The following is a 24,254-nucleotide window of genomic DNA, read 5'->3' on the forward strand; positions in this document are numbered from 1 at the left end:
CTGCCAATATTTGTACTTGTATCAGTAAACAATAACGATAATAATTCGCATTCCAATAATTCAGTGGCATCACCTGATTTCGTCCCCATTCTGCTGGCAAAGACCAGTGTTTCAGGTGATTACAATAAGACCTTCTCGGGAAAATAACTCAATGAAACTGGCATTTACTGTCAAGCGCTCTGCTTTACTTTGCGCGCTTGCTCTTGCGGCACCTGCTTATGCACTGGCTGAAGACACCCTTGTCGTCACAGCAGCACCAACTGAAACCTCCACCAGCGCAACCGAAGGCTATACCGCAACCGTCAGCCGTGGGGCAACGAAAACGGATGAACGCATCATCACCACCGGACAATCTATTTCCGTCGTGACGCGCCAGCAAATGGACGACCAGGGCGCGTTATCGGTTAACAATGCGCTGAACTACACCCCTGGCGCTTTCACCGGTTTTGCTGGCGGAGCCACCCGTTATGACACCGTCGCCCTGCGCGGCTTCCATGGCGGCGACGTGAACAACACCTTCCTTGATGGCCTGCGCCTGATGAGCGACGGTGGCAGCTATAACGTGGTTCAGGTCGACCCATGGTTCCTGGAACGTATTGACGTTATCAAGGGGCCATCTTCTGCACTGTACGGGCAAACGATTCCTGGTGGCCTGGTCATGGAAACCTCTAAACGCCCGCAGTTTATCGAGGAAGGCCATGTCCGCGCGATGTACGGTAATAACAACACCACCGGCACCGCGTTCGATTACACCAATGCGATTAACGATGAATGGGCATATCGCATTATCGGGATGACCAAAAATACCGATACCCAGTATGAGAATACGCGTGAAGAACGTTACGCTATCTCCCCGTCCCTGCTCTGGCAGCCAGGTGAAAACACCTCGCTGTTATTGCGTGCTTATCTGGAAAAAGATCCGTCCGGCGGTTTCCACGGTTCCGTCCCGGCGGATGGCAGTATCTATTCTTCCACTGGCCGTAAAATCAGCACCGGTTTCTCTGACGTAGAACCTGGCAATGACGAGTTCAAACGCCACCAGCAGATTTACAGCTATGAGTTTGCACACCGTTTTAGCGACGTATGGGCGTTCCGCTCCAACGCCAGCTACACCCATTCAAACGTGGGCCTGAAGCAGGCATATCAAATTGGCTGGGCTGATGTGGCGCACGATGAACTGATGCGTTATTACAGCGGCGAAACTTCATCGCTTGACGCTTACGCCATTGATAACCAGCTGGAAGCTGATTTCGCAACAGGCGAGCTGGACCACAAAGTGGTGCTCGGCGGTGAGTTCCATAAATACACCAACGACTTGTCTGATGACTCGGCTTACACCACCAACATTAACCCGTGGACGGGCGAGTCCGGCGGCCCTGGCGGTTTCTATTATTACGACCCGCGCGACCCAACTTACTCCACCATCAACCAGGGTCTGCTGACCAAAGCAGGCAAACGCCAGTACGAACAAACAGGCGTTTATTTGCAGGATGATATGAAGTGGGATCAATGGCATATGACGTTGTCTGGCCGTTATGACCACATTGTCACCAAGAGCCACATTGTGGCCGAAGCCATTGATAGCGACGTGACGGATAACCGTACCGACGACCATTTCAGCGGCCGTGCATCACTGTTGTACGCGTTCACCAACGGTGTTTCCCCGTACATCAGCTACAGCCAGGCGATTACACCGCAGGTTCTGCCGGATGCCGATGGCAAACTGCTGAAACCAACCACTGCCGAGCAGTATGAAGCCGGTGTGAAATACCAGCCAGTGGGCACCGCGGATATGTACACCGCAGCACTTTATGACCTGACGCAGAAAGATGTCGGCAACCGTGTGGTTCAGGGCAGTTACTATGAGCCAGCCGGGAAAGTGCATTCGCAAGGTATTGAACTTGAAGCCCGTTCGCAGTGGAACCAACGTTTCTCGACCATCGCCGGATACACGTACAACAAAGTGCGCTTCAAGGATGCTATTGACGGTAACGATGGCAACACGCCATACGTCACGCCAGATCAGATGGCAAGCCTGTGGGCAATGTTCAAAGCCGACTTCGGTATCAGCACCGGTGCTGGCGTACGCTATATTGGCAAGCAGTGGGCGGATAACGAAAACACCCTGCGCGTGCCGTCTACAACTCTGCTTGATGCCATGGTGCGTGCCGATATGGGCGCATGGACACCGTCACTTAAAGGCGCATTTGTGCAGGTTAATGCCACCAACCTGACGGGCCGTGATTATGTCGCGGGCTGTTACGGGACGGGTTATTGCTACTGGGGCGCGGAGCGTTCTGTGATTGCGACCGTCGGATATGATTTCTAAGTTTGGTTAACTGTTAAGAACGGCCCCGTTTGGGGCCGTTTTGTTTATGGCTGACAGGTTACCGCGATATCACCGGCGAGCGGTGAAACCGGCTTTCCCTGCTGCTGTTCCAGCGCAATTTGGGCCAGTGGCGTATCGGCTTCATACCGCGCACGGGCATCGAGGCTTTTCTCGTATTTGTTATATTTCCACCAGGCGTAACCAAGGAATATCACCAGCCCGCCGACGTTATAAAACATGATGGTCATAATGCTGGCACCGGTCGGGAAGGTAGAGGCAATAAACCCAACGGTGAAAATCACAATCAACACGCTAACAATGGCGATGCCCTGCATGCGTGTCCCCATGCGGAAATCACGATTCACTTCGTCATATTTCATGCGCAAGTTCAGGTAAGCCAGCATGATAAACAGCGGTGGCAACATGGATGCCGCAGCCGTCATGTTAATCAGCGTGTTCATCAACTCCTGCACACTACCCGAACCAATGGTTGGGATAAGCATTAATGGAATGACAATCAGGAACTGGATCCAGGCCGCGCGGGTCGGTACGCCATGCGCATTTAGACGCACGGTTTTCTCACCAAAAATACCTTTCGGGATTTCAGTAAAGAAGATTTTAACCGGTGCCGCCGTCCACATCAGCAATGAGCCAAACATGGCGGTGAAAGAGACAATCCCCACGAAGCGATTCATCAACACTGTCGGTAAACCGAAGTGACGGGCCAGCCCTTCAAATACCTGCACTGTACCGCCGGTAAAGTGCAAATCGGCCTTGTGAACAAAGACGTTAATCAGCAGCGACGACACGGTATACAGGCCGCCGATAAACAAGCCGGACAAAATGATCACTTTAACAAACGCTTTGCTGCCGCCTTTGACGTCATTAACGTACACCGCCACGGACTCCGCACCACCCGCAGCCTGGAAAATCCACGCAATAATCCCGAGGAATGCCCAGCTAAACTGCGGCGTAATCGCTTCGACGTTGATAGGGTCTGCCGGTTCCACGCCACCAATCACTGCGGCACCTGCCAGAATGATGTAGGAGAAAGTCAGTAGCAGCATCAGTGTGGACGTGACAGATGTCATCGGCCCAAGCAGTTTCGCGCCATGGTTTGAAATCCAGGTCGAGAATGCAAACAGGAAGATACTGATTAAAGCGGTGGTTAATGGCGTGAAAATATAGTCATAACCGAGGAAGGCATACGAGGCGTAAGCAATAACCCTTGGCAACAGTGCAGTGAAGAAGAATAGATTCACAAACCAGTAAGTGTACGCCGTAATAAACGCCCAGCGCCCGCCTAATGCACTTTTGACCCACGCATAGACACCCGCTTCAGAATTACGGTTTAACGAAACAAATTCTGCGATGATTAAACAGAACGGGATAAAGTAAATCAGCGTCGCCACCAGAAAAACAGGTGCCGATGCGATGCCTAACTGGATATTGTTGTTAATGACATTATTGAAGCTAAATACGGCCGCAAATGTCATCGCCAATAACCCGAACTTGCCAATAGTATTTCTGTTTGTTGAAGCCATAAAAACTCCACTCCACATTGTGTAGGATACTTTTATTAGTGCTTTTCGTCGGTCGGATAAGCGCAAGCGCCATCCGACATTGGGTTACGTCCGCACCTTATTTGTTTAAGAAATACGTTTCTTCAACGGTGACTTTTAAGATCACTTTGCGCACTTCTTTCCCTTGAGAAAAACGCTGCGCTTCGTGATTTTCAAAAATAACGACGTTGCCTGCTTTAAGTTCATGTAACTCACCCTGCCCGCGGAAAAACTCCCGGTCAGATTCATCGCGGTATGCCACTGCAGGTGTTAATTCATTTTTAGCCGCAATCTCCACCTGTTCGTTTCCTGCGAGGTAATAATGCACATCAAAATAACGGCGATGGCCTTCGAATAACTCCGTGTTTTCCGCCCCGCCTTCACTCAGGCGGTAAACCAGAGAATCACCAATGGAATAAAAAACATTAGCCTGAATATTTTTCAGGTTATTAATGGCTTCCATGCAACGCTGCCATTTTTTACCGGCACGGTAGTTCTGTTGAAAATCTTCAAGCGTATTTAAAATAATCATTGCGCATCCTCCGCTTCCACGCCTGGCTGGAGATTGTGTTTCGCAAGCTGTGCGGCGCTAATTTGTGCCGGACTGAACGGCACCATAGTGAACCCGTACTGGAACGGCTGGAGATAGACCCGGAATGAGTCCAGCACTTCGGAACCCCAGGAGTTAGAACCCAGGCCAAGGATCTGGTCGTCAAGGTTGAGCGTCAGGTAATCGCAGGTTTCCAGCTCATTGATGTGCTGCGCCTGTTGCAGCATTTCTGCGCTATACGGCCAGAGGCTGAAGTTAATTGGCTTACGCGGCTGAATGAAAATACCGTTGCCATTTTCATCCTCAACGCTTAACCAACGCACTTGCTGACGGTTGCCGTTATCCTGCGGGAACGGGTAGTTTTCAAACAGGTTCGCAACCGGCTGGCGATAATGGCCAATCAGGTTGCTCTGGCAGCTGTCCGCGTAGTTTTCGCCAGGCCCTCGCCCGTAATATTCCACCTGCTTAAAGCGAGTGCTGATCCCAAAGTCGAGGCCGATTTTTGGAATAATGGCCTGGTAGTTGCCGTAAGGTGCGCCAGACAAATTAAGGGTGACGTGCCCTGCTGGGGTAATTCGCCATTGATAGGTACAACGCATGCCAAAGTCGAATACCGGAGGGGCAATCACGCTATCAACTTCAATCACCCGATCATCGCCTTGCGAGTACTCACGCATCGCCCGGAAATGATGCTGCATCAGGTGGATGTGATACGGCTGCCACAACCCTTCAAATTCCTGCTTATGGTTATCAATCGTCGGTTTGAAGAAAGTCAGATGCGGTGCGCGCCCGACAATTTCCTGACCGTTGACCAACCATGACACCAGCTCACCGCTCAGGCGGCAGAACGTCAGGGAAAAATCGGTACCGCTGACGATTTGTTGATGCTGCTGAGTTTCACTGCGTAATGCGCCGGTCTGCACCGCAGGCAAGTTTTCACCCGAAACAGCGGGCTTGCGCAGTATCTGGAACTGGCCTAGTGCGTGCAGGGCTTCGCTGTATGGCGTGGCACTGCGCTTAATGATTTCAACATTGATAAACACTTCACCCGCAGGCAGAACCGGTGGCGTGAGATGCAGCTTTTCCGCTTCGCCCGGAAGCAAATGCGGCACCGTCAGCGTTTGCTGCGTAATAGTTTTGCCATCGACCTGATACGACACACGGAAATCAATATCGGCCAGCGTGCTGAACCAGTAACGGTTTTCCACCAGCAACACGTCGTCTTGTTCTGTCTGGCGAATATTAACCGGGCATAACACCTGTTTGTATTCGCGCAGGCCAGGTCCTGGGCGCTGGTCCGGGTAAATCAGGCCATCCATGCAGAAGTTGTAGTTGTTTGGATAGTCGCCGTAATCGCCGCCATATTGGTAACGCTCGCGCCCTTGCTCGTCATGCACCAGTAAACCGTGGTCGCACCATTCCCAGATGTAGTGCCCTTGCAGGCATTTGTGCTGGTTAAATACGGCCTGATATTCAGCAAGCCCCCCCGGCCCATTACCCATCGCATGGGCGTATTCACAGATAATGCGCGGTTTCGGGTGTGGATATTCACCGAAGGCGTTCATCATAGAGACACGTGAATACATGGTGCTGATAACGTCCACCACTTCTGCATCGCGATCTTCTTCGTAATGCACCAGGCGCGTTGGGTCGAGAGCCTTGCAGCGTGCCGCCATCGAACGAATGTTGCAGCCGTAGCCCGACTCGTTCCCCAAAGACCAGATGATGATTGACGGGTGGTTTTTCTGCGCCATCACGTGGCGCTCGATACGTTCGACGTAAGCCTGTTCCCACTGTGGGTCATCGGTAATACGGCTGATATTGCCGACGTTGGCAAAACCGTGGCTTTCGAGGTCAGTTTCAGCCATCACAAACAAACCGTACTGGTCGCACAAGGCGTAAAAACGCGGGTCGTTCGGGTAATGTGCAGTGCGAACGGAGTTAATGTTGTGCTGCTTCATCAGAATAATGTCGCGTTCAGCACGCGCCATATCGACCGCTCGGCCTTTCCGATGGTCGTGGTCGTGGCGGTTAACACCATGCAATTTCAGGTAACGGCCATTTACGTAAAACAGGCCATCGCGCACTTTGATGTCACGGAAACCGACTTGCTGCGGCACAACTTCGACTGTCTTACCGTTGTTATCTCTAAGCGTTAACAACAGCAAATAGAGATTGGGGTGTTCTGCATTCCACTGTTTTGGCTGTGTAACAGGAATCGAAAACTGGCATCGGGAAGCGCGCTGAACAGACAGCGTGTTTTGCTGTTGGGCAATACACTTTTCCCCGTCAAATAACTGCACGTGCAGCTGATAGCCTTCGGCTGATGCCCCGGAAAAATTGTGCAGTTCACAGTCGAGCTTTAGCTCGGCGTCGCAGTAGTTGTCATCAAATTCGGTGACAACCGTGAAGTCATGCAGGTGCACTTTTGGCTGGCCTAGCAGGTAAACGTCGCGGAAAATCCCCGCCATCCACCACATATCCTGGTCTTCAATATAGGTAGAGTCCGCCCACTGCATCACCCGAACGCTGAGCAAGTTTTCACCAGCCTGCGCGTATGGGCTGATATCAAATTCAGCACTCAGGCGGCTACCTTTACTGAATCCCACATACTGGCCATTCACGTAAACTTCAAAATAGGTTTCTACACCATCGAATTTAATAATGATCTGGCGTTGTAGCCATTCAACCGGCAGTGAAAACTGGCGCTGATAAGCACCGGTTGGGTTGTAGGTAGGAACAAACGGGACGTCGATGGGGAAAGGATAGCCTTCATCGGTATATTGCAAGTTGCCGTGGCCTTCCATCTGCCACATACCCGGAACGGTGATTTCGCCCCATGCAGCCATGGGTTCACGATAAAACTCGGCCGGGACTTTTTGTGGGTGATCGAAATAGTTAAACGCCCACTTCCCACTCAGCAGCATAAACCCCTGGCTTGAATTACGATCCAGCGTGCGGGCCTGTTCGGCGCTGTCGTAGCCATGAAACCAGGCGCGCGAAGGCAGCCGGTTCTCTGATTGTTTTTCTATATTTTCCCAGTTATTCACGCCAACATCCTCATTACGTGTGTATGAGGCAGACAATAGTAAAATTTTAGTAAAAATTAAAAGTTAATGTTTACTAAATGCCGTGGCGATCACAATAAATCGAAGGGAGTGTCGGGAAAGGAGGGAGATGATGCGCTGCTTCTTTATTTTGCGCAGCCCGCATGCGCCGGGGGTTGTACTCTACCCCCGCGGCGTTTGTCGTCGGTCAGGTATACGCACGATTAAATTGTGGTATCGCGCAACTGCAAAGAGCTGGGAACATAAACCGAAAGTGGGATTGTACGTTCATCGCGGATGCGCTCCATCAGCAGGTTTACCGCCTGAGCACCGATAGTTTCAGAATGAATTCGCACAGTCGACAGCGCCGGGTAAACAAAGCGCGCGGTAGGAATATCGTTCACGCTAATCAGCGCCATTTGTTCCGGCACTTTAATGCCGTGTTCATGCAATGCACGCAGCACACCAATGGCGATGGAGTCCGTTGCCACAAACAAAGCTGGCGGGTAATCACTTGATGTTGCAAGCATTTTCAGAGCGCACTGGTAGCCGGCCTGGCTGCTGAAATCACCGTAATAAACGTCCTCAGATTTTACGACTTTTTTACTGCGACCATACTCAACGAACGCTAGTTCGCGCTGGTCGGCATATTCCGGGTCATCACGGCCGCCAATAAAGCCGATGCGCAGATAGTCGCGGGAAATAAAGTAGTCGATAACTTTCTGGCTGATTTTGGCTAAATCGACGCTGACGCAGTCAAAACGCGGGTCATTTGTGACGCCATCAAGATACACCACTGGCAATTCCTGCTGTTCAAGAATGGCCTGTGTCGCAGGTTGGGGTTTGCCAATCACCAGTAAACCGTTGGCCGAAACCAGCGGGCGGTCACCTTTGAAGTCGTAACAGGACGCCAGCGTAATACCCAGTTTTTCACATTGTGTTTCAATGCCATAGCGCATTGACAGGTAATAAGGATCGTTGATTTCCAGCTCTTGCCCGTGCGTATAAAGTGCAGCAAAAGTGAGGCGCTGATTGGCCTGGCGTTTAACGCTAAGCACTTTGTACTCCAGGCGCTCAGCGGCCTCGAGAATTTTCTGACGCGTCTGGCTTTTGACGCTCAGCGTGGGATCGTCATTCAGCACCCGCGAAACCGTAGCCACAGATACCTGAGCCGCCTGCGCGATTTCCTTCAATGTAGCCATAACATCCCAATAATCAACTGATGAAAACAATAGCTTAATGGCATACAGAGAACATGTATACCCTCGGCTGGCCTGCAATTGCTTGCTGTGACGATGTGATCAACTTATCGCTTTATCAATTTGAGTGTATTTTTTAGTAAAATTTTAACTAATATAAGCTCCATTCCGCTGTCTGAGAACGGCGATAACAATAAGGAATGGACTTCATGGTTAAAATTTTTTCTATGGCACCGCTGATATTACTGCTTTCGCCCGCAGGCTCACTGCTTGCAGCCGAGGCGGTAGTACCGGCAGAACACCAGACGCCCCCGCCTCCGGCACTGGCGGCAGACACCGATAAAACAGCATTCCGCTTTTACGGTGAAATGGGGCTTGGCGGCAGTGTTTACCTGAATGGCGACGATAAGCACAAATACAGTGACGGCACATACATCGAAGGTGGGCTCGAAGTTAAACACGGTAACTGGTTTGGATTATTGTACGGCGAAGGCTGGACTGTTCAGGCCGACCACCAGGGCAACGCCTGGGTACCGGATCACGGCTGGGGCGGTTTCGAAGGTGGCATCAACCGTTTCTACGGCGGCTACCGTACCGATAAAGGCACCGAGTGGATTTTAAGTGCCCGCAACGATTCATCCCTCGACGATTTGCAATGGTGGGGCGACTTCACCCCGGAATACGGTTATGTCATTCCCAATACCCGCGATTTAACTTACGCCGCCAAGCTACAAAACCTGACGGGCAAGTTACGTTACAGTGTCATGGCAGCGCCTGAAAGTCGTGTCGATGAAAGCAAAGCCTGGCTGCATTTCGGGAAATATGACCGCTATTCAGATAAATACACTTATCAGGCGATGATCAACGGCTATGTTCAGTATGACATTCTGGAAGATTTAACCCTGCTCAACGGGCTGGAAGTGACCGATGGCACCGGGCAGATGTATTTACTGGGACTGCAAAGTAAACACCTGGCCGGACGCGTGTGGCACCACACCGGAAAAGGTGACGGGCACGCGCCGGGGAGTGAAACCGGGATGATGGTCAGCGGAATGATTGAACCCGCCAAAGGCCTTTATTTTTCGACGGCGTGGAGCTACGCACAGCACCTGATGGACAACGCCGAAGACCAGACCACGTCCTACGCACAGTTTGGTATCTGGTATGAGTATTTTGGCGGGAAACTCGCCACGGCACTCGACAGCCGCTTTTATCTTCACAATGACACTACCGATGCCAGCAACTCGGTATTCGTAATGCAATATTTTTACTGGTAAGGATACGACATGAAAACCATCTTCCGTCTCGCCCCGATTGCCGCCCTGCTTATTCTTGTCGGGTGTAAAACCACACAGCACGACACCCGCGCGTTAAAAGCCGACCAATTCCATAACGTGATTGATCGCAGCGGTGCGCCGCAAGCGATGCAAGATTTCGATTTTGATGAACACCAGCGCTTTAACCCGCTATTCGATGATGGTGCCTGGCACGGGCATTTACTGCCAGCCAACAACGAAGGCATGGGTGGGTTCCCAGGCCCTGCACTGCTGACCGAAGAGTACATCAACTTTATGGCGAATAATTTCGACCGCCTGAGCGTGTATAAAAATGGTCAGAAAGTCGCTTTCACCATGCAGGCCTACAGCATTCCCGGCGCCCTGATTCAAACGCTGAGCGCACCTGGCGTGACGGTAAAAATGACGCTGCGCTTTGTCACGTCCCGCACCTCACTGCTGGCGACCGAAATAACCACCGATGCGCCACTTGAACTGGTGTGGGATGGGGAATTACTGGAGAAGTACCACCAGCAGGAGCAAAAACCTCAGTCTGACGAAACCATTGATCAGGAATTTCCGGGCTACAACCGCACGCTGCATGCCACACCTGATGGCCTGAACGTCACCTTTGGCAAAGTGCGTTCCGACTCCAATCTGATGACCTCTGGCGAGTCGCAGTATCAAATCCATAAAACGCTGCCGATGCATACGCAAATCGACGGGCATCGTTTTGTGGCGAAAGCCAATATTAAAGACTCGACCACCGTCTATACCACCTACTCTCATTTGCTGACTGCGGCTGAAGCGCAAAAAGAGCAGCGTAAAATTACCGATATTCTCCAGCACCCGCAGCCTTATATCACGGCATCGCAACAGCGCTGGGAAGGCTATCTAAAAACAGGTTTAAACAACCCTGATGCGACTGCCGCACAAACGCGTGTCGCCGTGAAAGCCATTGAAACGCTCAATGGCAACTGGCGTGGTGTGGCGGGTGCGATGAAATTTGATTCCGTCACCCCGTCGGTCACCGGGCGCTGGTTCTCCGGCAACCAGACATGGCCGTGGGACACCTGGAAACAGGCTTACGCCATGGCGCATTTTAATCCGGATGTGGCGAAGGATAATATCCGCGCGGTGTTTGCCTGGCAGATACCGGCAAATGACCCTGTTCGCCCATGGGATGCGGGTTTTGTGCCGGATCTGCTGGCTTATAACAAAAGCCCGGAGCGCGGCGGTGATGGCAGCAACTGGAATGAACGCAACACCAAGCCAAGCCTGGCCGCCTGGTCCGTGATGGAAGTGTATAAAACCACGAAGGATAAAGCCTGGCTTGAGGAAATGTACCCGCATCTGGTGGCCTACCACGACTGGTGGCTGCGTAACCGCGACCATAACCACAACGGCGTGCCGGAATATGGTGCCACGCGCGATAAAGCCCATAACACGCCAAACGGTGAGATGATTTTTACCGTCAAGCGCGGCAATAAAGAGCAAAAAATGGTTGGGCTGGATAACTACAACCGCGTTTTGCGCAGTGGGAAATATGACAGCATTGATATCCCTGCGCAGGTGGCGGCGTCGTGGGAGTCCGGGCGTGATGATGCTTCGGTATTTGGCTTTATCGACCCGGACCAGTTACAGCGTTACCTGGATAAAGGCGGTAAACGTGAAGACTGGCAGGTGCTGTTTGCTGAAAACCACGCACCGGATGGCACACTGCTGGGCTATTCGCTATTGCAGGAGTCCGTGGATCAGGCCAGTTATATGTTCAGCGACAGCAGTTATCTGGCTGAAATGGCGAAAATTCTTGGTAAACCTGAAGATGCACAACGCTTTAGCCAGCACGCCAAAAAACTCGCGGACTACATCAACACCTGTATGTTCGACGATGCAACCGGCTTCTACTACGACATCCGCATTGAAGATAAACCGCTGGCAAATGGCTGCGCAGGCAAGCCTATTGTTGCCCGTGGCAAAGGCCCGGAAGGTTGGTCACCGTTGTTCAATGGTGCCGCCACCCAAGCCCACGCTGATGCCGTCGTGAAAGTGATGAAAGACCCGAAAGAGTTTAATACCTACGTGCCGCTGGGCACCGCGTCGCTCACCAACCCGGCATTTGGCGCAGATATTTACTGGCGTGGCCGCGTGTGGGTGGATCAGTTCTACTTCGGGCTGAAAGGAATGGAACGCTACGGTTACCGTGCAGATGCGGTGGAAATGGCGAATCGTTTCTTTGCGCATGCCAATGGCCTGACGAGCGATGGTCCAATTCGCGAGAACTACAATCCGCTTAACGGCGAGCAACAAGGTGCACCGAATTTCTCCTGGAGCGCCGCGCACCTTTATATGCTGTACAACGATTTCTTCACCCAAAAACAGTAAACGTAAAACGGCCCCAAAAATGGGGCCGTTAAGTCTAATAACAAATCTTTTCGACTTTTTGTAGGTCGGATTAGCGTAGCGACATCCGACATTTCTGGCGGACATGGTGGATGTCGCTTGCGCTAATCCCCCCTACAAAACCCGCTTAGCGTCGAACCATTCTGTAGATAATCAACACAATAATCGCCCCTGCTACTGCGACCAGGAAACTTGGCAGGTTAAAGCCCGTCACGTTTCCTCCAACATGAAGGAATGTTGCAATCCATCCACCCACAACCGCACCGATAATCCCCAAAATACAGGTCACGATAAAACCGCCGCCATCTTTACCAGGCATAATAAGTTTTGCGATAACACCCGCTATCAAACCGAAAATGATCCAGGCCAGAATACCCATGTTGAACGTCCTCTTCATTATTGTGTTTGTGGTAACAAGTCAGAATCCACATCAATTTGGCAGTGGGTTCTGTCTGTCGGTACGCTAAGTATAATCAAAGCTTAGAAAAACGTGATTCAAGTCATGAAGCTTAACAACTTTAAGCACAAAATTTTTCTCAACGTTTACATTTATCTGCCGATATACCTGCTTACCACTTTAGAAAGCACAACATGGACCTGGCCTTGAGTAACTATAACGAGCAGTTTCTGAAACAAAGTCCTCTGGCAGTACTAGGCGTGTTACGTGATCTCCATAAAAACCAGGTGCCTGTTCGTCTGAGCTGGTCATCAGGGCAATTTATTAGCAAAATTCTTGAGGTGACGGCTACCGGTTTGATCGTGGATTTTGGCAGCCAGACCCAGGAAAACCAGGCCGCGCAAAAGGCGACAAACATCCAGTTTACGGCGGAGACTGAAGGGGCAAAAGTTGAGTTTATGATGCCGAAGATTCAGCCGGTGGATTACCTGAATTTACCGGCCTTCCACGCGCCCCTCCCTCCTACTTTATGGTTTATTCAGCGCCGGGAATATTTTCGCATCAGTGCACCGCTTCAGCCTTACTACCACTGCAACACAGCCCTGCCGGATGGCACACCCTTCCAGTTCAGACTATGTGATTTGTCTTTAGGAGGCATGGGTGCACTGGTTGACGGGCCATTGCCGGAAGGGCTAAAAGCCGGAATGCGTTTCTCGCAGGTCGAAATGGATTTGTCACAGTGGGGGAAATTCCACTTTGATATGCAATTGATAACGCTTTCAGAGCGAAAAGTTATCGACGGCAAAAATCAGACGATAAGCACACCACGCCTGAGCTTCCGCTTTTTGAATGTTAACCCGGCCGTTGAGCGCGAATTACAGCGCATTATTTTCTCACTGGAACGTTCGGCGCGTGAAAAAGCTGACCGGGTTAAATAAAACAGGCTGGATGAACCCAAATACTTCAAGTTGCAGCCAACATCCCTGCAACCTGAAGTATGACGAGTTTCATTACATCGCGTTTAACGCTTTGGACACTTTATACAAATAACGCGGTGCCTGCGGTGCCGGGTGGTTTTTGGCGATGTAATCGTAAAACTCATCCGGGCTCAGATCGTTGATCTCGTCAATGGCATCTTTGCGATCGGACGAGAATGTTCTGAGCAATGCCCCTGCACCGTTGGCGTAAGAGGCCAGCAGTGCATATTGCATGGTTTGCGGGTCTTCAATTCCCGCCAGAATACCGTGCTCCAGAATGCTCAAATACGCCGTACCAATAGAGATATTTCGCGCGGGGTCTTTCAGCTCGCTGGTCGACGGTTGCCCGCCCCATCCCAGATGGCGGTAAACATCTTTGCCCGCCGTCGAAGCTTTAATCTGCATCAAGCCTACTGCATTGGATTTACTGACAAGCGTTGGGTTACCGCCTGACTCCACCGCGATAATCGCCGTAATCACGCGCGGGCTAACACCCCACTCTTTTGCCGCCTGATCGGTTATCGGCATCCATGTTTTTGCGCGTTGTACCGGTTTTGTGGGATCCCACTCAGGTTGTTTAGTGGTGTGGCTCGAACAACCCGCTAAAAACAGAACCAATACAATCAGCCATCTTATATTCACGCATCTATCCTTTGTGTTACGTACCAGGATTCATCACTGCCAGGCGAGTGACAACCACCGTTGATAACGGCATGATAACCAAATAACTCTCAGCCAGGAAATGCCATGACTACGATTCGTTTGATTGCCCCTTCAGGTTTCTGTGTAAATCAGGCTGCCGCTGCACGCGGTATTGAGCGCCTGAAAGCCTCTGGTCACAGGGTAGAAAACCAATCCGTGGTGACCCGGCGCTTCCAGCGTTTTGCCGGTTCTGACGACCAGCGCCTGGCGGATATTCAGGATTTATCTGCACTTCCTGAGGAATGCGATATCGTTCTGGCGGTGCGCGGCGGTTACGGCGCAACCCGTCTGCTTGAAAATATCGACTATGCCAGTCTGGGCCGCGCGTTTCGTCAACGCACGCCGGTGATTTGCGGGCACAGCGATTTCACGGCAATCCAGTTAGCACTGCTTTCGCAAACCGGAACCATCACATTCAGTGGGCCGATGCTTGCCGGTAATTTTGGTGCGGAAGAGTTAAATAGCTTCACCTGGCAGCACTTCTGGCAAGCCATTACGGAGCCACAATTTACCCTCAACTGGCAAAGCCCAACGCCTGCCTGTTCGGCCAGTGGGACCATTTGGGGCGGGAACCTCGCGATGCTGGTATCACTGATTGGCTCGCCGTGGTTAAGCGTGATTGATGGCGGCATTTTGGTGGTCGAAGATATTAACGAGCACCCTTTCCGCGTCGAACGTTTATTGCTGCAACTCCATCATGCCGGGATTTTAGCCCGCCAGAAGGCGCTAATTCTGGGGAGTTTCAATGGCGCTACGCTGAGTGATTATGACGGTGACTATAATTTCGATGAGATGTGTCGGATGTTGCAGCAGCGGTTGTCTATTCCTGTGCTGCGCGGTTTACCGTTCGGACATGAACCTGAAACGGTTACCCTGCCATTGGGCGCGTTCGGAGAACTGCACCACGACGGGCAGACAGCAAGTCTCACCGTCAGCGGTCATCCGGTAATGAGACAAAATAAGTAGAATATGCCCCTCAGAAAGCACAATGAATCAATGCTTTCCGTGTTAAAATTTGCTTCACGAATAGATACACACGCAAAGGAGAAAGATAATTTTGGACGCAGGGGCGATAGTCAGTCTGTTTATTTTAGGTTCCGTATTGGTAACTTGTAGCATCTTATTGAGTTCTTTTTCCTCGCGTCTTGGTATCCCCATCCTCGTTATTTTCCTCGCTATCGGCATGCTGGCGGGGATTGATGGTATTGGCGGCATTCCGTTTGATAATTATCCTTTTGCCTATCTGATCAGTAACCTGGCGCTGGCAGTCATCCTGCTTGATGGCGGAATGCGCACTCAGGCAAGCTCCTTTCGCGTAGCGCTTGGCCCGGCACTTTCGCTTGCAACCGTGGGCGTTCTCATCACCTCCGGTTTAACCGGCATGGCAGCCGCCTGGCTGTTTAATCTCAATTTAATAGAAGGCTTGTTGATTGGTGCCATCGTCGGTTCAACCGATGCGGCAGCGGTGTTCTCGTTGCTCGGCGGCAAAGGGCTGAACGAACGTGTCGGCGCAACGCTCGAAATTGAGTCCGGCAGTAACGATCCGATGGCGGTATTTTTAACCATCACGCTTATCGAGATGATTCAGCATGGGCAAACCGGCCTGAGCTGGATGTTCCTGATGGATATTATTCAGCAGTTTGGTCTGGGCATTGTGCTTGGCCTTGGCGGCGGTTATTTGCTGTTGCAAATGATCAACCGTATTACGCTGCCGCAGGGGTTGTATCCCCTGCTTGCATTAAGCGGCGGGATTATGGTGTTTGGTATCACCACCGCTTTAGACGGCAGCGGGATTCTGGCGGTTTACCTGTGTGGTTTTGTACTCGGCAACCGCCCTATCCGCAGCCGCTTTGGTATTCTGCAAAACTTTGATGGTCTGGCGTGGTTTGCGCAAATCGGCATGTTCCTGGTGCTGGGACTGCTGGTCAATCCGACCGATCTGTTACCGATTGCCATTCCTGCCTTGCTGTTGTCGATCTGGATGATTTTCTTTGCTCGTCCGCTGTCTGTTTTCCTCGGCCTGCTGCCGTTCCGTGGTTTTAATTTACGCGAGCGTGTGTTTATCAGTTGGGTGGGGTTGCGTGGCGCGGTGCCCATCATCCTTGCTGTATTCCCGATGATGGCAGGCCTTGAGAATGCGCGTCTGTTCTTTAATGTCGCCTTCTTCGTGGTTCTGGTGTCGCTGTTACTACAAGGCACGTCATTGGGTTGGGCGGCAAAAAAAGCCAAAGTGGTGGTTCCGCCTGTCGGCTGGCCGGTGTCCCGCGTAGGTCTGGATATACACCCTGAAAACCCGTGGGAACAGTTTGTTTATCAGCTCAGCGAAGATAAGTGGTGCATCGGCGCCTCTTTGCGCGAACTGAAAATGCCAAAAGATACGCGAATCGCCGCACTGTTTCGTGACAATGTGCTGCTGCAACCAGGCGACCGCACGCGTTTACAGGTCGGCGATGTGTTATGCGTGATTGGGCGCGAACGTGATTTACCAGCACTGGGTAAAATGTTTAGCCAGTCGCCACCGGTTGCGCTCGACCAGCGATTCTTTGGCGACTTTATTCTTGAAGCCAGCGCTCAATTTGCAGATGTAGCCACCATTTACGGGCTTGAGCTGGACGATAGCGTCAATACGCAGCAAACGCTGGGTGAGTTTGTCGTGGGCATGTTAGGCGGCGCGCCGGTTGTGGGTGACCAGGTTGAATTTGCCGGCATGATTTGGACCGTTGCCGAAAAAGAAGATAACCAGGTGCGTAAGATCGGTGTACGCGTTGAGAGTGAAGAGACCGAGTAATAAAACAATATGGCGGGTAAGGTAATTTACCCGCCATACCCATACCAATACCGATGTGCAAAAGGCGTTGATGCAACAATAGTCAGGATGTTGTAACTACAGGCACGCGTGGTGCCAAAGCGCACATTAATTCGTACCCCACCGTCCCCGCGGCATGAGCCACATCATCAATTTTCACCTCGCTGCCCCACAATTCCACCGGGCTGCCGATCCCTGTATGCGGGCACGGTGTGAGATCGACCGCCAGCATATCCATAGAGATGGCCCCGACCGTATGCGTTAACACGCCGTCAACACGCACTGGCGTGCCATCAGGCGCATGGCGCGGGTAACCATCGGCATAACCGCAGGCGACAATACCAATGCGTTGCTCGCTGCTTGCCCGGTAACGGCTACCGTAGCCCACCGTATCGCCCGGTTTAAGGTTTTGCACGCCAATGATTTCGCTTTGCAGACTCATCACAGGCTGCAAGCCACTGGTTGCAACGTCGCACCATTGGCCCGTCGGGGATGCACCATACAGAACAATGCCGGGGCGAACCCAGTCAAAATGCGCTTCCGGGTGCCACAGCGTTGCCGCTGAATTAGAAAGCGAACGCGGGCAATCTAAGCCTTCCGCAGCCTGTTCAACGAGTTTCATCGGCTCAACAATGCCATCAGTCTGTTCCGCATCGGCAAAATGCGCCATTAGCGTTAGTTGGCCGACGTTAGCAATCACACGCAGCTGCTGCCAGATGGAATGCACGCGTTCAGCGCTGAAACCCAAGCGGTTCATGCCACTGTTCATCTTCAGATAAACATCCAGCGGCGCATTCAGTTTGGCATTAGCCAGGGCTTTTACCTGCCAGTTGCTATGCAAACTGGTGGTCAGTCGATACTGGTCAAATAGCGGCAGTTCATCGGCATGGAAGAAACCTTCGAGCATCAGAATCGGCCCTTTCCAGCCGCGTTCACGCAGCAAGATAGCCTCTTCAATATTGAGCATGGCAAAGCCATCGGTTTCGCGTAACGACGACCAGACACGTTCTATTCCATGACCATACGCATTTGCTTTAACCACCGACCAGACGCGCGAATGAGGGGCGGCCTGGCGGACAACGTGTAAATTGTTACGCAGCGCGCTGAGGTTCAGCGTCGCAACAACAGGACGGGTCATTGACCACTCCTTTATTAATATTCGTTATGAGCGTTGTGCAAACGCTGCGATCCTGTCGGCTTAAAACCTGGGGAATAACGCGCAACCGCGAGGTCATCAAAGGGGATCGCGGGCGTTCTTCCGGAAATTAAATCGCTGAGCATCTGGCCGGAACCGCAGGCCATCGTCCAGCCAAGCGTGCCGTGACCGGTATTGAGCCACAGGTTCTTAAATGGCGTACGCCCAACAATTGGCGTGCCGTCTGGCGTCATTGGGCGTAAACCCGTCCAGAAAGAGGCTTGCTCAACGTGGCCACCGCGTGGGTAAAGATCACGAACCACCATTTCCAGTGTTTCACGGCGTGGTTGCAACAATTCCGTGTTAAAGCCGACAATTTCTGCCATCCCACCGACACGGATACGCTGGTCGAATCGTGTGATAGCAATTTTGTATGTTTCATCGAGAATAGTCGATACCGGTGCGCCCTGCTCATCAGCAATCGGGATTGTCAGCGAATAGCCTTTGAGCGGATAAACAGGAATATCAACGATGTTTTTCAGCAAACCGGTGGAGTACGAACCAAAAGCGACCACATAGGCGTCGGCTTTCACCACTTCTTTACCGCACTGCACACCATAGATGCTTTGGCCTTCATACAGCAGGCGATCGACTGAGGTATTGAAGCGAAACTCAACGCCCGCCTCAGCAGCCATCCGCGCCAGATTTTGCGTAAACAACTGGCAGTCGCCGGTTTCATCGTTCGGTAAACGTAGACCACCCGTTAGTTTATGGGCGACATGGGCCAGTGCCGGTTCGACCTCAGCCAAACGGCTCGCCTCGAGCAATTGGTAAGGCACACCCGCATCTTCGAGCACCGCGATATCTTTGGCGGCATTGTCATATTGCTGAGCAGTGCGGAAGAGTTGCAGCGTGCCGCCCTGGCGCCCTTCGTACTGAATATTTGTGGTGTGACGCAATTCTTTAAGGCAATCGCGGCTGTATTCCGCCAGGCGCACCATCCGGCCTTTGTTTTCCATGTAGTGGCGCATGTCGCAATTGCGCAGCATTTGCAGCATCCATTTGAGCTGGAATTGTGTGCCATCAAGGCTGATGGCAAGCGGCGCATGGCGCTGGAACATCCATTTAATCGCTTTTAGCGGCACGCCCGGAGCGGCCCAGGGCGCCGCATAGCCCGGTGAAATTTGCCCGGCGTTAGCCGCACTGGTTTCCTGAGCAGGCCCCGCTTCCCTGTCGATAACCGTGACATCATGCCCTGCCTGGCGTAAATACCAGGCACTGTTGACACCCACAACGCCACTTCCCAGCACCACAACACGCATAACCATTCCACCATTTAGCTAAAAGAATAATGTTCTGATTACAAATTGATAACTCAGATGAAAATGTTATTCAACATATGGCTTTGTTATAGTGACTTTCCTCACATCCTGACCTGATACAGCGGGGTGACGATAATTAGAATCTCCTACGCGCGAAGATATCATCACCAAAATTTTATGCTGCTTTCATGGCTAAAAGCGGGTCATTGGAATAAGTATATTGTGATGAAAATATTTTTCTGGTCACAGCTAACTTTCAGGAGTTGTCTATTCTTGAAAGTGAGGCTTTCCATCCAGAGAGAGCCGCCAACAATGAGGGCGCGCTGATGGCTATTATTGACCTTTCCGCCACAAAGGATTCTAAACGTCTAAGTGATGGACCGGACTGGACGTTCGAGCTGCTTGATGTCTATCTCGCAGAGATTGACCGTGTTGCAAAACTCTATCGGCTGGACACCTATCCTCATCAAATTGAAGTGATTACTTCAGAACAAATGATGGACGCCTACTCAAGCGTTGGGATGCCCATTAACTATCCGCACTGGTCGTTTGGTAAGAAATTTATCGAAACAGAGCGACTGTACAAACATGGGCAGCAGGGGCTGGCTTACGAAATCGTCATCAACTCCAACCCGTGTATTGCGTATCTGATGGAAGAGAACACCATCACAATGCAGGCGCTGGTGATTGCCCATGCGTGTTACGGGCATAACTCCTTCTTCAAAAACAACTATTTGTTCCGTAGCTGGACCGATGCCAGTTCAATTATCGATTACCTGATTTTCGCCAAAAACTATATTACGCAGTGCGAAGAGCGCTACGGCGTGGATGAAGTGGAGCGCCTGCTCGACTCCTGCCATGCACTGATGAACTACGGCGTTGACCGCTATAAACGCCCGCAAAAAATTTCCCTGCAGGAAGAGAAAGCCCGGCAAAAAAGCCGCGAGGAGTATCTGCAAAGCCAGGTGAACACGTTGTGGCGCACGCTGCCACGCCAGGAAGCAGAAAAAACGGTGGCTGAAGCGCGCCGTTACCCTTCTGAGCCGCAGGAAAACCTGCTCTATTTTATGGAGAAAAATGCGCCGTTGCTGGAGCCGTGGCAGCGAGAGGTTTTACGCATTGTGCGTAAAGTCAGTCAGTATTTTTATCCGCAAAAACAGACCCAGGTGATGAACGAAGGTTGGGCGACGTTCTGGCACTACACTATTCTTAACCATCTGTATGATGAGGGAAAAGTCACCGAACGCTTTATGCTGGAGTTCCTGCACAGTCACACCAATGTAGTGTTCCAACCGCCTTATAACAGCCCGTGGTACAACGGTATTAACCCGTACGCACTCGGCTTCGCCATGTTCCAGGACATCAAACGGATTTGCCAGTCACCGACCGAAGAAGACCGTTACTGGTTCCCTGACATCGCAGGCAAAGACTGGCTGGAGACACTGCATTTTGCGATGCGTGACTTCAAAGATGAGAGCTTTATCAGCCAGTTCTTGTCACCAAAACTGATGCGCGATTTCCGCCTGTTTACCGTGCTGGATGATGATCGTAACAATTACCTGGAAATTGCCGCGATTCACAATGAGGAAGGTTACCGGAAGATTCGTGCTGAGCTTTCCGCCCAATACAACTTGAGTAACCTTGAACCTAATATTCAGGTGTGGAACGTCGATTTACGTGGCGATCGCTCGCTGACGATGCGATATATCCCGCATAACCGCGCACCGCTGGATAAAGGGCGCAGGGAAGTTCTCAAACATGTGCATCGTTTGTGGGGCTTTGACGTGACGCTTGAGCAGCAAAATGAAGACGGTAGCGTTGAGTTACTTGAACGCTGCCCACCCCGGCTGAATACACTTTAGACATAAAAAAACGCTTCCATCAGGAAGCGTTTTTCATATTACAAAGGCTGGCCGACATGCCGGATTAACGGCTATGCATCGCCAAATCGCCCGGTAAGTTTTTCTGCATCCGGTGCCAGATTTCCCCACTTTCACGCCCGTAGGTACGAACGGTATCAAATACCTGATCGTGCAACCCTTGTTGGCAAATTTCTGCCAGACGGTGGTAAAAACCTAATGCCAGGCTTCGTGCTTCAGGGCTTGAGAAATAGTGACGCCCGATGCGGGTATATAACCCTTTCATTCCATTGAGGATTAACCCGTAAATCGGGTTCCCGGAAGCAAAAGCCAGACCACGGAAAATGCTGTAATCAAGCTTTGCAAACGCATCAGCGTGGTCTTCAACACTGTTCGCGGTTGCCAGGACTTCTTGCGCTTTATCCGGATGCTGACGGACAGCAGTACGAATAAAGATGGTTGCGATGTTCGTGCGAACTGATAACAAGTTATCGATCAGCTGCGGTACGCTGTCGTGATCGAGGCGAGCCAGCGTTTCCAGAATGTTCAAACCTGAGGTTTCCCAGAAGTTGTTCACTTTGGTCGGTTTGCCATGCTGTATCGTTAACCAGCCATCACGCGCCAGACGCTGAAGCACCTCGCGCAATGTGGTACGGGTAACACCGATAAGCTCGGATAACTCGCGTTCAGCAGGAAGAATTGTCCCTGGCGCGAAGCGGTTATTCCAGATACTTTCGATGATATATTCTTCCGCGAAACCCGCCGGGCTCTGCGCCTTAATGACCATAGTATGCTTTCCATTACACAGGTTTTGCTAAAGAGACTCATCATACCAGATGCCTTGCGGCGCAGGTAGCGGCGACAACCGCCAATTGTGGAATGATGGTTTAAATTTGCAGGTAATCACACAACCAAAGAATATTCCTATGCCTTGATTGATATCTTGCGCGCGAGTAACCTAAAACCACTCAATTGAATGCAACTTTATATTTGTCCATATATTCCAGTTTTAGGTCAGGAAGAGAAAGCCTCACCCTTCCCGTACTTTGGCATATATCGGGGAAATGGAGTGTCAAAATACTACGATGGAAATGTCTAGCGGGCGTGCACTTTATAGGAACTTTTTAGGTCAATCACCAGATTGGTATAAGCTAACTTTACTGGCTTTTTTAGTCATTAACCCTTTGGTATTTTGGTTCGTCAGCCCATTCGCAGCAGGATGGCTGCTGGTTGCCGAGTTTATCTTCACCCTGGCAATGGCCCTGAAATGCTACCCGTTACTACCTGGTGGGCTGCTGGCTATTGAAGCTGTGCTGGTTGGCATGACAAGCGCCGAGCATGTCCGGGAAGAGATTGCCTCAAACCTTGAAGTCCTGCTGTTACTGATGTTCATGGTCGCAGGCATCTACTTTATGAAGCAGTTGCTGCTGTTGGTCTTTACCAAATTACTGCTGGGCATCCGTTCAAAAATTCTTCTTTCTCTCGCCTTTTGTATCGCCGCGGCATTTTTGTCAGCATTCCTCGATGCTCTGACCGTTGTCGCAGTGGTTATCAGCGTGGCAGTAGGTTTTTACGACATTTATCACCGCGTTGCGTCTACTGGAGATCTGGAAAGCGACATCCAGGACGATACGCTTCTCGACTCAGACCACCGCACCACGCTTGAACAGTTCCGCGCATTTTTGCGCAGCCTGATGATGCATGCAGGCGTCGGCACCGCGCTGGGTGGCGTAATGACAATGGTGGGTGAGCCGCAAAACCTGATTATTGCCAAAAATGCCGGCTGGCACTTTGGTGATTTCTTGCTGCGCATGGCACCCGTCACTATTCCAGTACTCATCTGCGGCCTGCTCACCTGCGCACTGCTGGAGTCCACTAAAATTCTCGGTTACGGTGAGAAACTGCCTGAGAAAGTACGCGCCATTTTGCAGGATTACGACACAAAGAGCGCGCAAAAGCGCACTCGTCAGGACCGCATGAAACTGGTTGTTCAAGCATTGATTGGTATCTGGCTGGTGATTGCGCTGGCGCTGCATTTAGCCGAAGTGGGGTTAATTGGCCTTTCCGTGATTATCTTCGCCACCGCCCTTTGCGGCGTGACTGATGAGCATCAGATTGGTAAAGCCTTTACTGAAGCCCTGCCGTTCACCGCCCTGCTGACCGTATTTTTTGCTGTTGTTGCGGTGATCATCGACCAGCATCTGTTTACGCCTGTGATTCAGTTTGTGTTGCAGGCCGAACCGCATTCACAACTGGCGCTGTTCTATTTGTTCAACGGTATTCTCTCGTCGATTTCCGACAATGTGTTTGTCGGCACTGTGTATATCAACGAGGCGAAAGCCGCGCTGACAAGCGGCGTTATCGACCTTAAGCAGTTCGAGTTGCTCGCGGTAGCCATTAATACCGGGACTAACCTGCCATCGGTTGCAACGCCAAACGGCCAGGCCGCGTTCTTATTCCTGCTGACTTCCGCACTGGCTCCGTTGATTCGCCTGTCCTACGGCCGCATGGTGTTGATGGCGCTGCCTTATACTCTTGTGCTGACTGTGGTGGGGCTGTTGTGTGTTCAGTTTACATTGGTTCCGGCAACCGACTGGATGTTGCATGCCGGTTGGATTTCATCACCCAGCATGAATCAAATATCGCACTAAATTAATCTGAAGGGCAGCTTGCTGCCCATGCTTGTGTTTTT

Annotated in this window: 16 protein-coding genes and 2 pseudogenes; 8 read left to right on the forward strand and 10 right to left on the reverse strand. The window is 51.4% G+C overall.

Translation table 11 applies throughout. From position 1 onward, the window contains the following. The first annotated feature begins 151 nt into the window (after positions 1-151). A complete protein-coding gene (locus M975_RS09265) occupies positions 152-2,329 on the forward strand; it encodes a TonB-dependent siderophore receptor (RefSeq protein WP_064558931.1) in 2,178 nt (725 codons plus the stop codon). Positions 2,330-2,373: 44 nt separating this feature from the next. Here the strand turns inward: M975_RS09265 and M975_RS09270 are convergent, their stop codons facing one another. The 4 genes from M975_RS09270 to ebgR all read right to left on the reverse strand — a co-directional run bounded on the left by M975_RS09270 (position 2,374) and on the right by ebgR (position 8,690). Beyond that, a complete protein-coding gene (locus M975_RS09270) occupies positions 2,374-3,873 on the reverse strand; it encodes an amino acid permease (protein ID WP_064558932.1) in 1,500 nt (499 codons plus the stop codon). A 97-nt stretch (positions 3,874-3,970) separates the two neighbouring features. After that, on the reverse strand, positions 3,971-4,423 hold the full coding sequence (locus M975_RS09275) for a beta-galactosidase subunit beta (protein WP_064558933.1): 453 nt from the start codon (positions 4,421-4,423) through the stop codon (positions 3,971-3,973). After that, a complete protein-coding gene (gene ebgA / locus M975_RS09280; RefSeq protein ID WP_064558934.1) occupies positions 4,420-7,491 on the reverse strand; it encodes a beta-galactosidase subunit alpha in 3,072 nt (1,023 codons plus the stop codon). Before ebgA ends, M975_RS09275 begins: the two co-directional genes overlap by 4 nt. A 221-nt stretch (positions 7,492-7,712) precedes the next feature. Then, complete coding sequence (gene ebgR, locus M975_RS09285; RefSeq protein WP_064558935.1) at positions 7,713-8,690, reverse strand: transcriptional regulator EbgR; 978 nt, start codon at positions 8,688-8,690, stop codon at positions 7,713-7,715. A 233-nt stretch (positions 8,691-8,923) separates the two neighbouring features. Between ebgR and ygjJ the strand changes: the two genes are divergently transcribed. Further along, positions 8,924-9,964: a protein YgjJ gene (gene ygjJ / locus M975_RS09290; RefSeq protein WP_425339003.1), complete on the forward strand. Its 1,041-nt coding sequence runs from the start codon at positions 8,924-8,926 to the stop codon at positions 9,962-9,964. A gap of 9 nt (positions 9,965-9,973) precedes the next feature. Then, positions 9,974-12,346, forward strand: coding sequence for an alpha-glucosidase (gene ygjK, locus M975_RS09295; RefSeq protein ID WP_064558937.1), 2,373 nt, complete (start codon positions 9,974-9,976; stop codon positions 12,344-12,346). A gap of 145 nt (positions 12,347-12,491) precedes the next feature. Here ygjK and M975_RS09300 read toward each other — a convergent pair whose 3' ends face one another. Beyond that, a complete protein-coding gene (locus tag M975_RS09300; RefSeq protein ID WP_064558938.1) occupies positions 12,492-12,743 on the reverse strand; it encodes a GlsB/YeaQ/YmgE family stress response membrane protein in 252 nt (83 codons plus the stop codon). A 224-nt stretch (positions 12,744-12,967) separates the two neighbouring features. Here M975_RS09300 and ycgR point away from each other — a divergent pair, with 224 nt between their 5' ends. Then, entirely contained in the window at positions 12,968-13,699 is a 732-nt protein-coding gene (ycgR, locus tag M975_RS09305) for a flagellar brake protein YcgR (RefSeq protein ID WP_064559191.1), read from the forward strand. A gap of 72 nt (positions 13,700-13,771) precedes the next feature. Here ycgR and emtA read toward each other — a convergent pair whose 3' ends face one another. Next, on the reverse strand, positions 13,772-14,380 hold the full coding sequence (gene emtA / locus M975_RS09310) for a membrane-bound lytic murein transglycosylase EmtA (protein ID WP_064558939.1): 609 nt from the start codon (positions 14,378-14,380) through the stop codon (positions 13,772-13,774). Positions 14,381-14,485: 105 nt separating this feature from the next. On the opposite strand from emtA, the gene ldcA reads away from it, so the two are divergent. Next, positions 14,486-15,406 carry a muramoyltetrapeptide carboxypeptidase gene (ldcA, locus tag M975_RS09315; protein WP_064558940.1) on the forward strand — a complete coding sequence of 307 codons (921 nt, stop codon included), beginning with the start codon at positions 14,486-14,488 and terminating at the stop codon, positions 15,404-15,406. A 91-nt stretch (positions 15,407-15,497) separates the two neighbouring features. Next, positions 15,498-17,210: pseudogene (locus M975_RS09320) on the forward strand (potassium/proton antiporter); the annotation flags it as partial. Here M975_RS09320 and M975_RS23575 read toward each other — a convergent pair. From M975_RS23575 to M975_RS09330, 3 genes and pseudogenes are all read right to left on the reverse strand, one after another. After that, a pseudogene (locus M975_RS23575) lies at positions 17,154-17,276 on the reverse strand (hypothetical protein); the annotation flags it as partial. The pseudogenes M975_RS09320 and M975_RS23575 sit on opposite strands and share 57 nt — an antisense overlap. Before the next feature lie 34 nt (positions 17,277-17,310). Next, positions 17,311-18,384 carry a catabolic alanine racemase DadX gene (gene dadX, locus M975_RS09325; RefSeq protein ID WP_064558942.1) on the reverse strand — a complete coding sequence of 358 codons (1,074 nt, stop codon included), beginning with the start codon at positions 18,382-18,384 and terminating at the stop codon, positions 17,311-17,313. A gap of 14 nt (positions 18,385-18,398) precedes the next feature. After that, complete coding sequence (locus tag M975_RS09330; protein ID WP_064558943.1) at positions 18,399-19,703, reverse strand: D-amino acid dehydrogenase; 1,305 nt, start codon at positions 19,701-19,703, stop codon at positions 18,399-18,401. A 326-nt stretch (positions 19,704-20,029) separates the two neighbouring features. Here M975_RS09330 and M975_RS09335 point away from each other — a divergent pair, with 326 nt between their 5' ends. Next, positions 20,030-21,565 carry a SpoVR family protein gene (locus tag M975_RS09335; RefSeq protein WP_064558944.1) on the forward strand — a complete coding sequence of 512 codons (1,536 nt, stop codon included), beginning with the start codon at positions 20,030-20,032 and terminating at the stop codon, positions 21,563-21,565. A 64-nt stretch (positions 21,566-21,629) separates the two neighbouring features. Here M975_RS09335 and fadR read toward each other — a convergent pair whose 3' ends face one another. Beyond that, entirely contained in the window at positions 21,630-22,349 is a 720-nt protein-coding gene (gene fadR, locus M975_RS09340; RefSeq protein ID WP_064546136.1) for a fatty acid metabolism transcriptional regulator FadR, read from the reverse strand. Between the two features lie 298 nt (positions 22,350-22,647). Here fadR and nhaB point away from each other — a divergent pair, with 298 nt between their 5' ends. Continuing rightward, the gene (gene nhaB, locus M975_RS09345) at positions 22,648-24,213 is read left to right on the forward strand and encodes a sodium/proton antiporter NhaB (RefSeq protein WP_064558945.1); all 1,566 of its coding nucleotides are present in this window, start codon (positions 22,648-22,650) and stop codon (positions 24,211-24,213) included. Positions 24,214-24,254 lie beyond the last annotated feature (41 nt).

The sequence above is a fragment of the Buttiauxella brennerae ATCC 51605 genome, assembly GCF_001654925.1.
Classification (GTDB): Bacteria; Pseudomonadota; Gammaproteobacteria; order Enterobacterales; family Enterobacteriaceae; genus Buttiauxella; species Buttiauxella brennerae.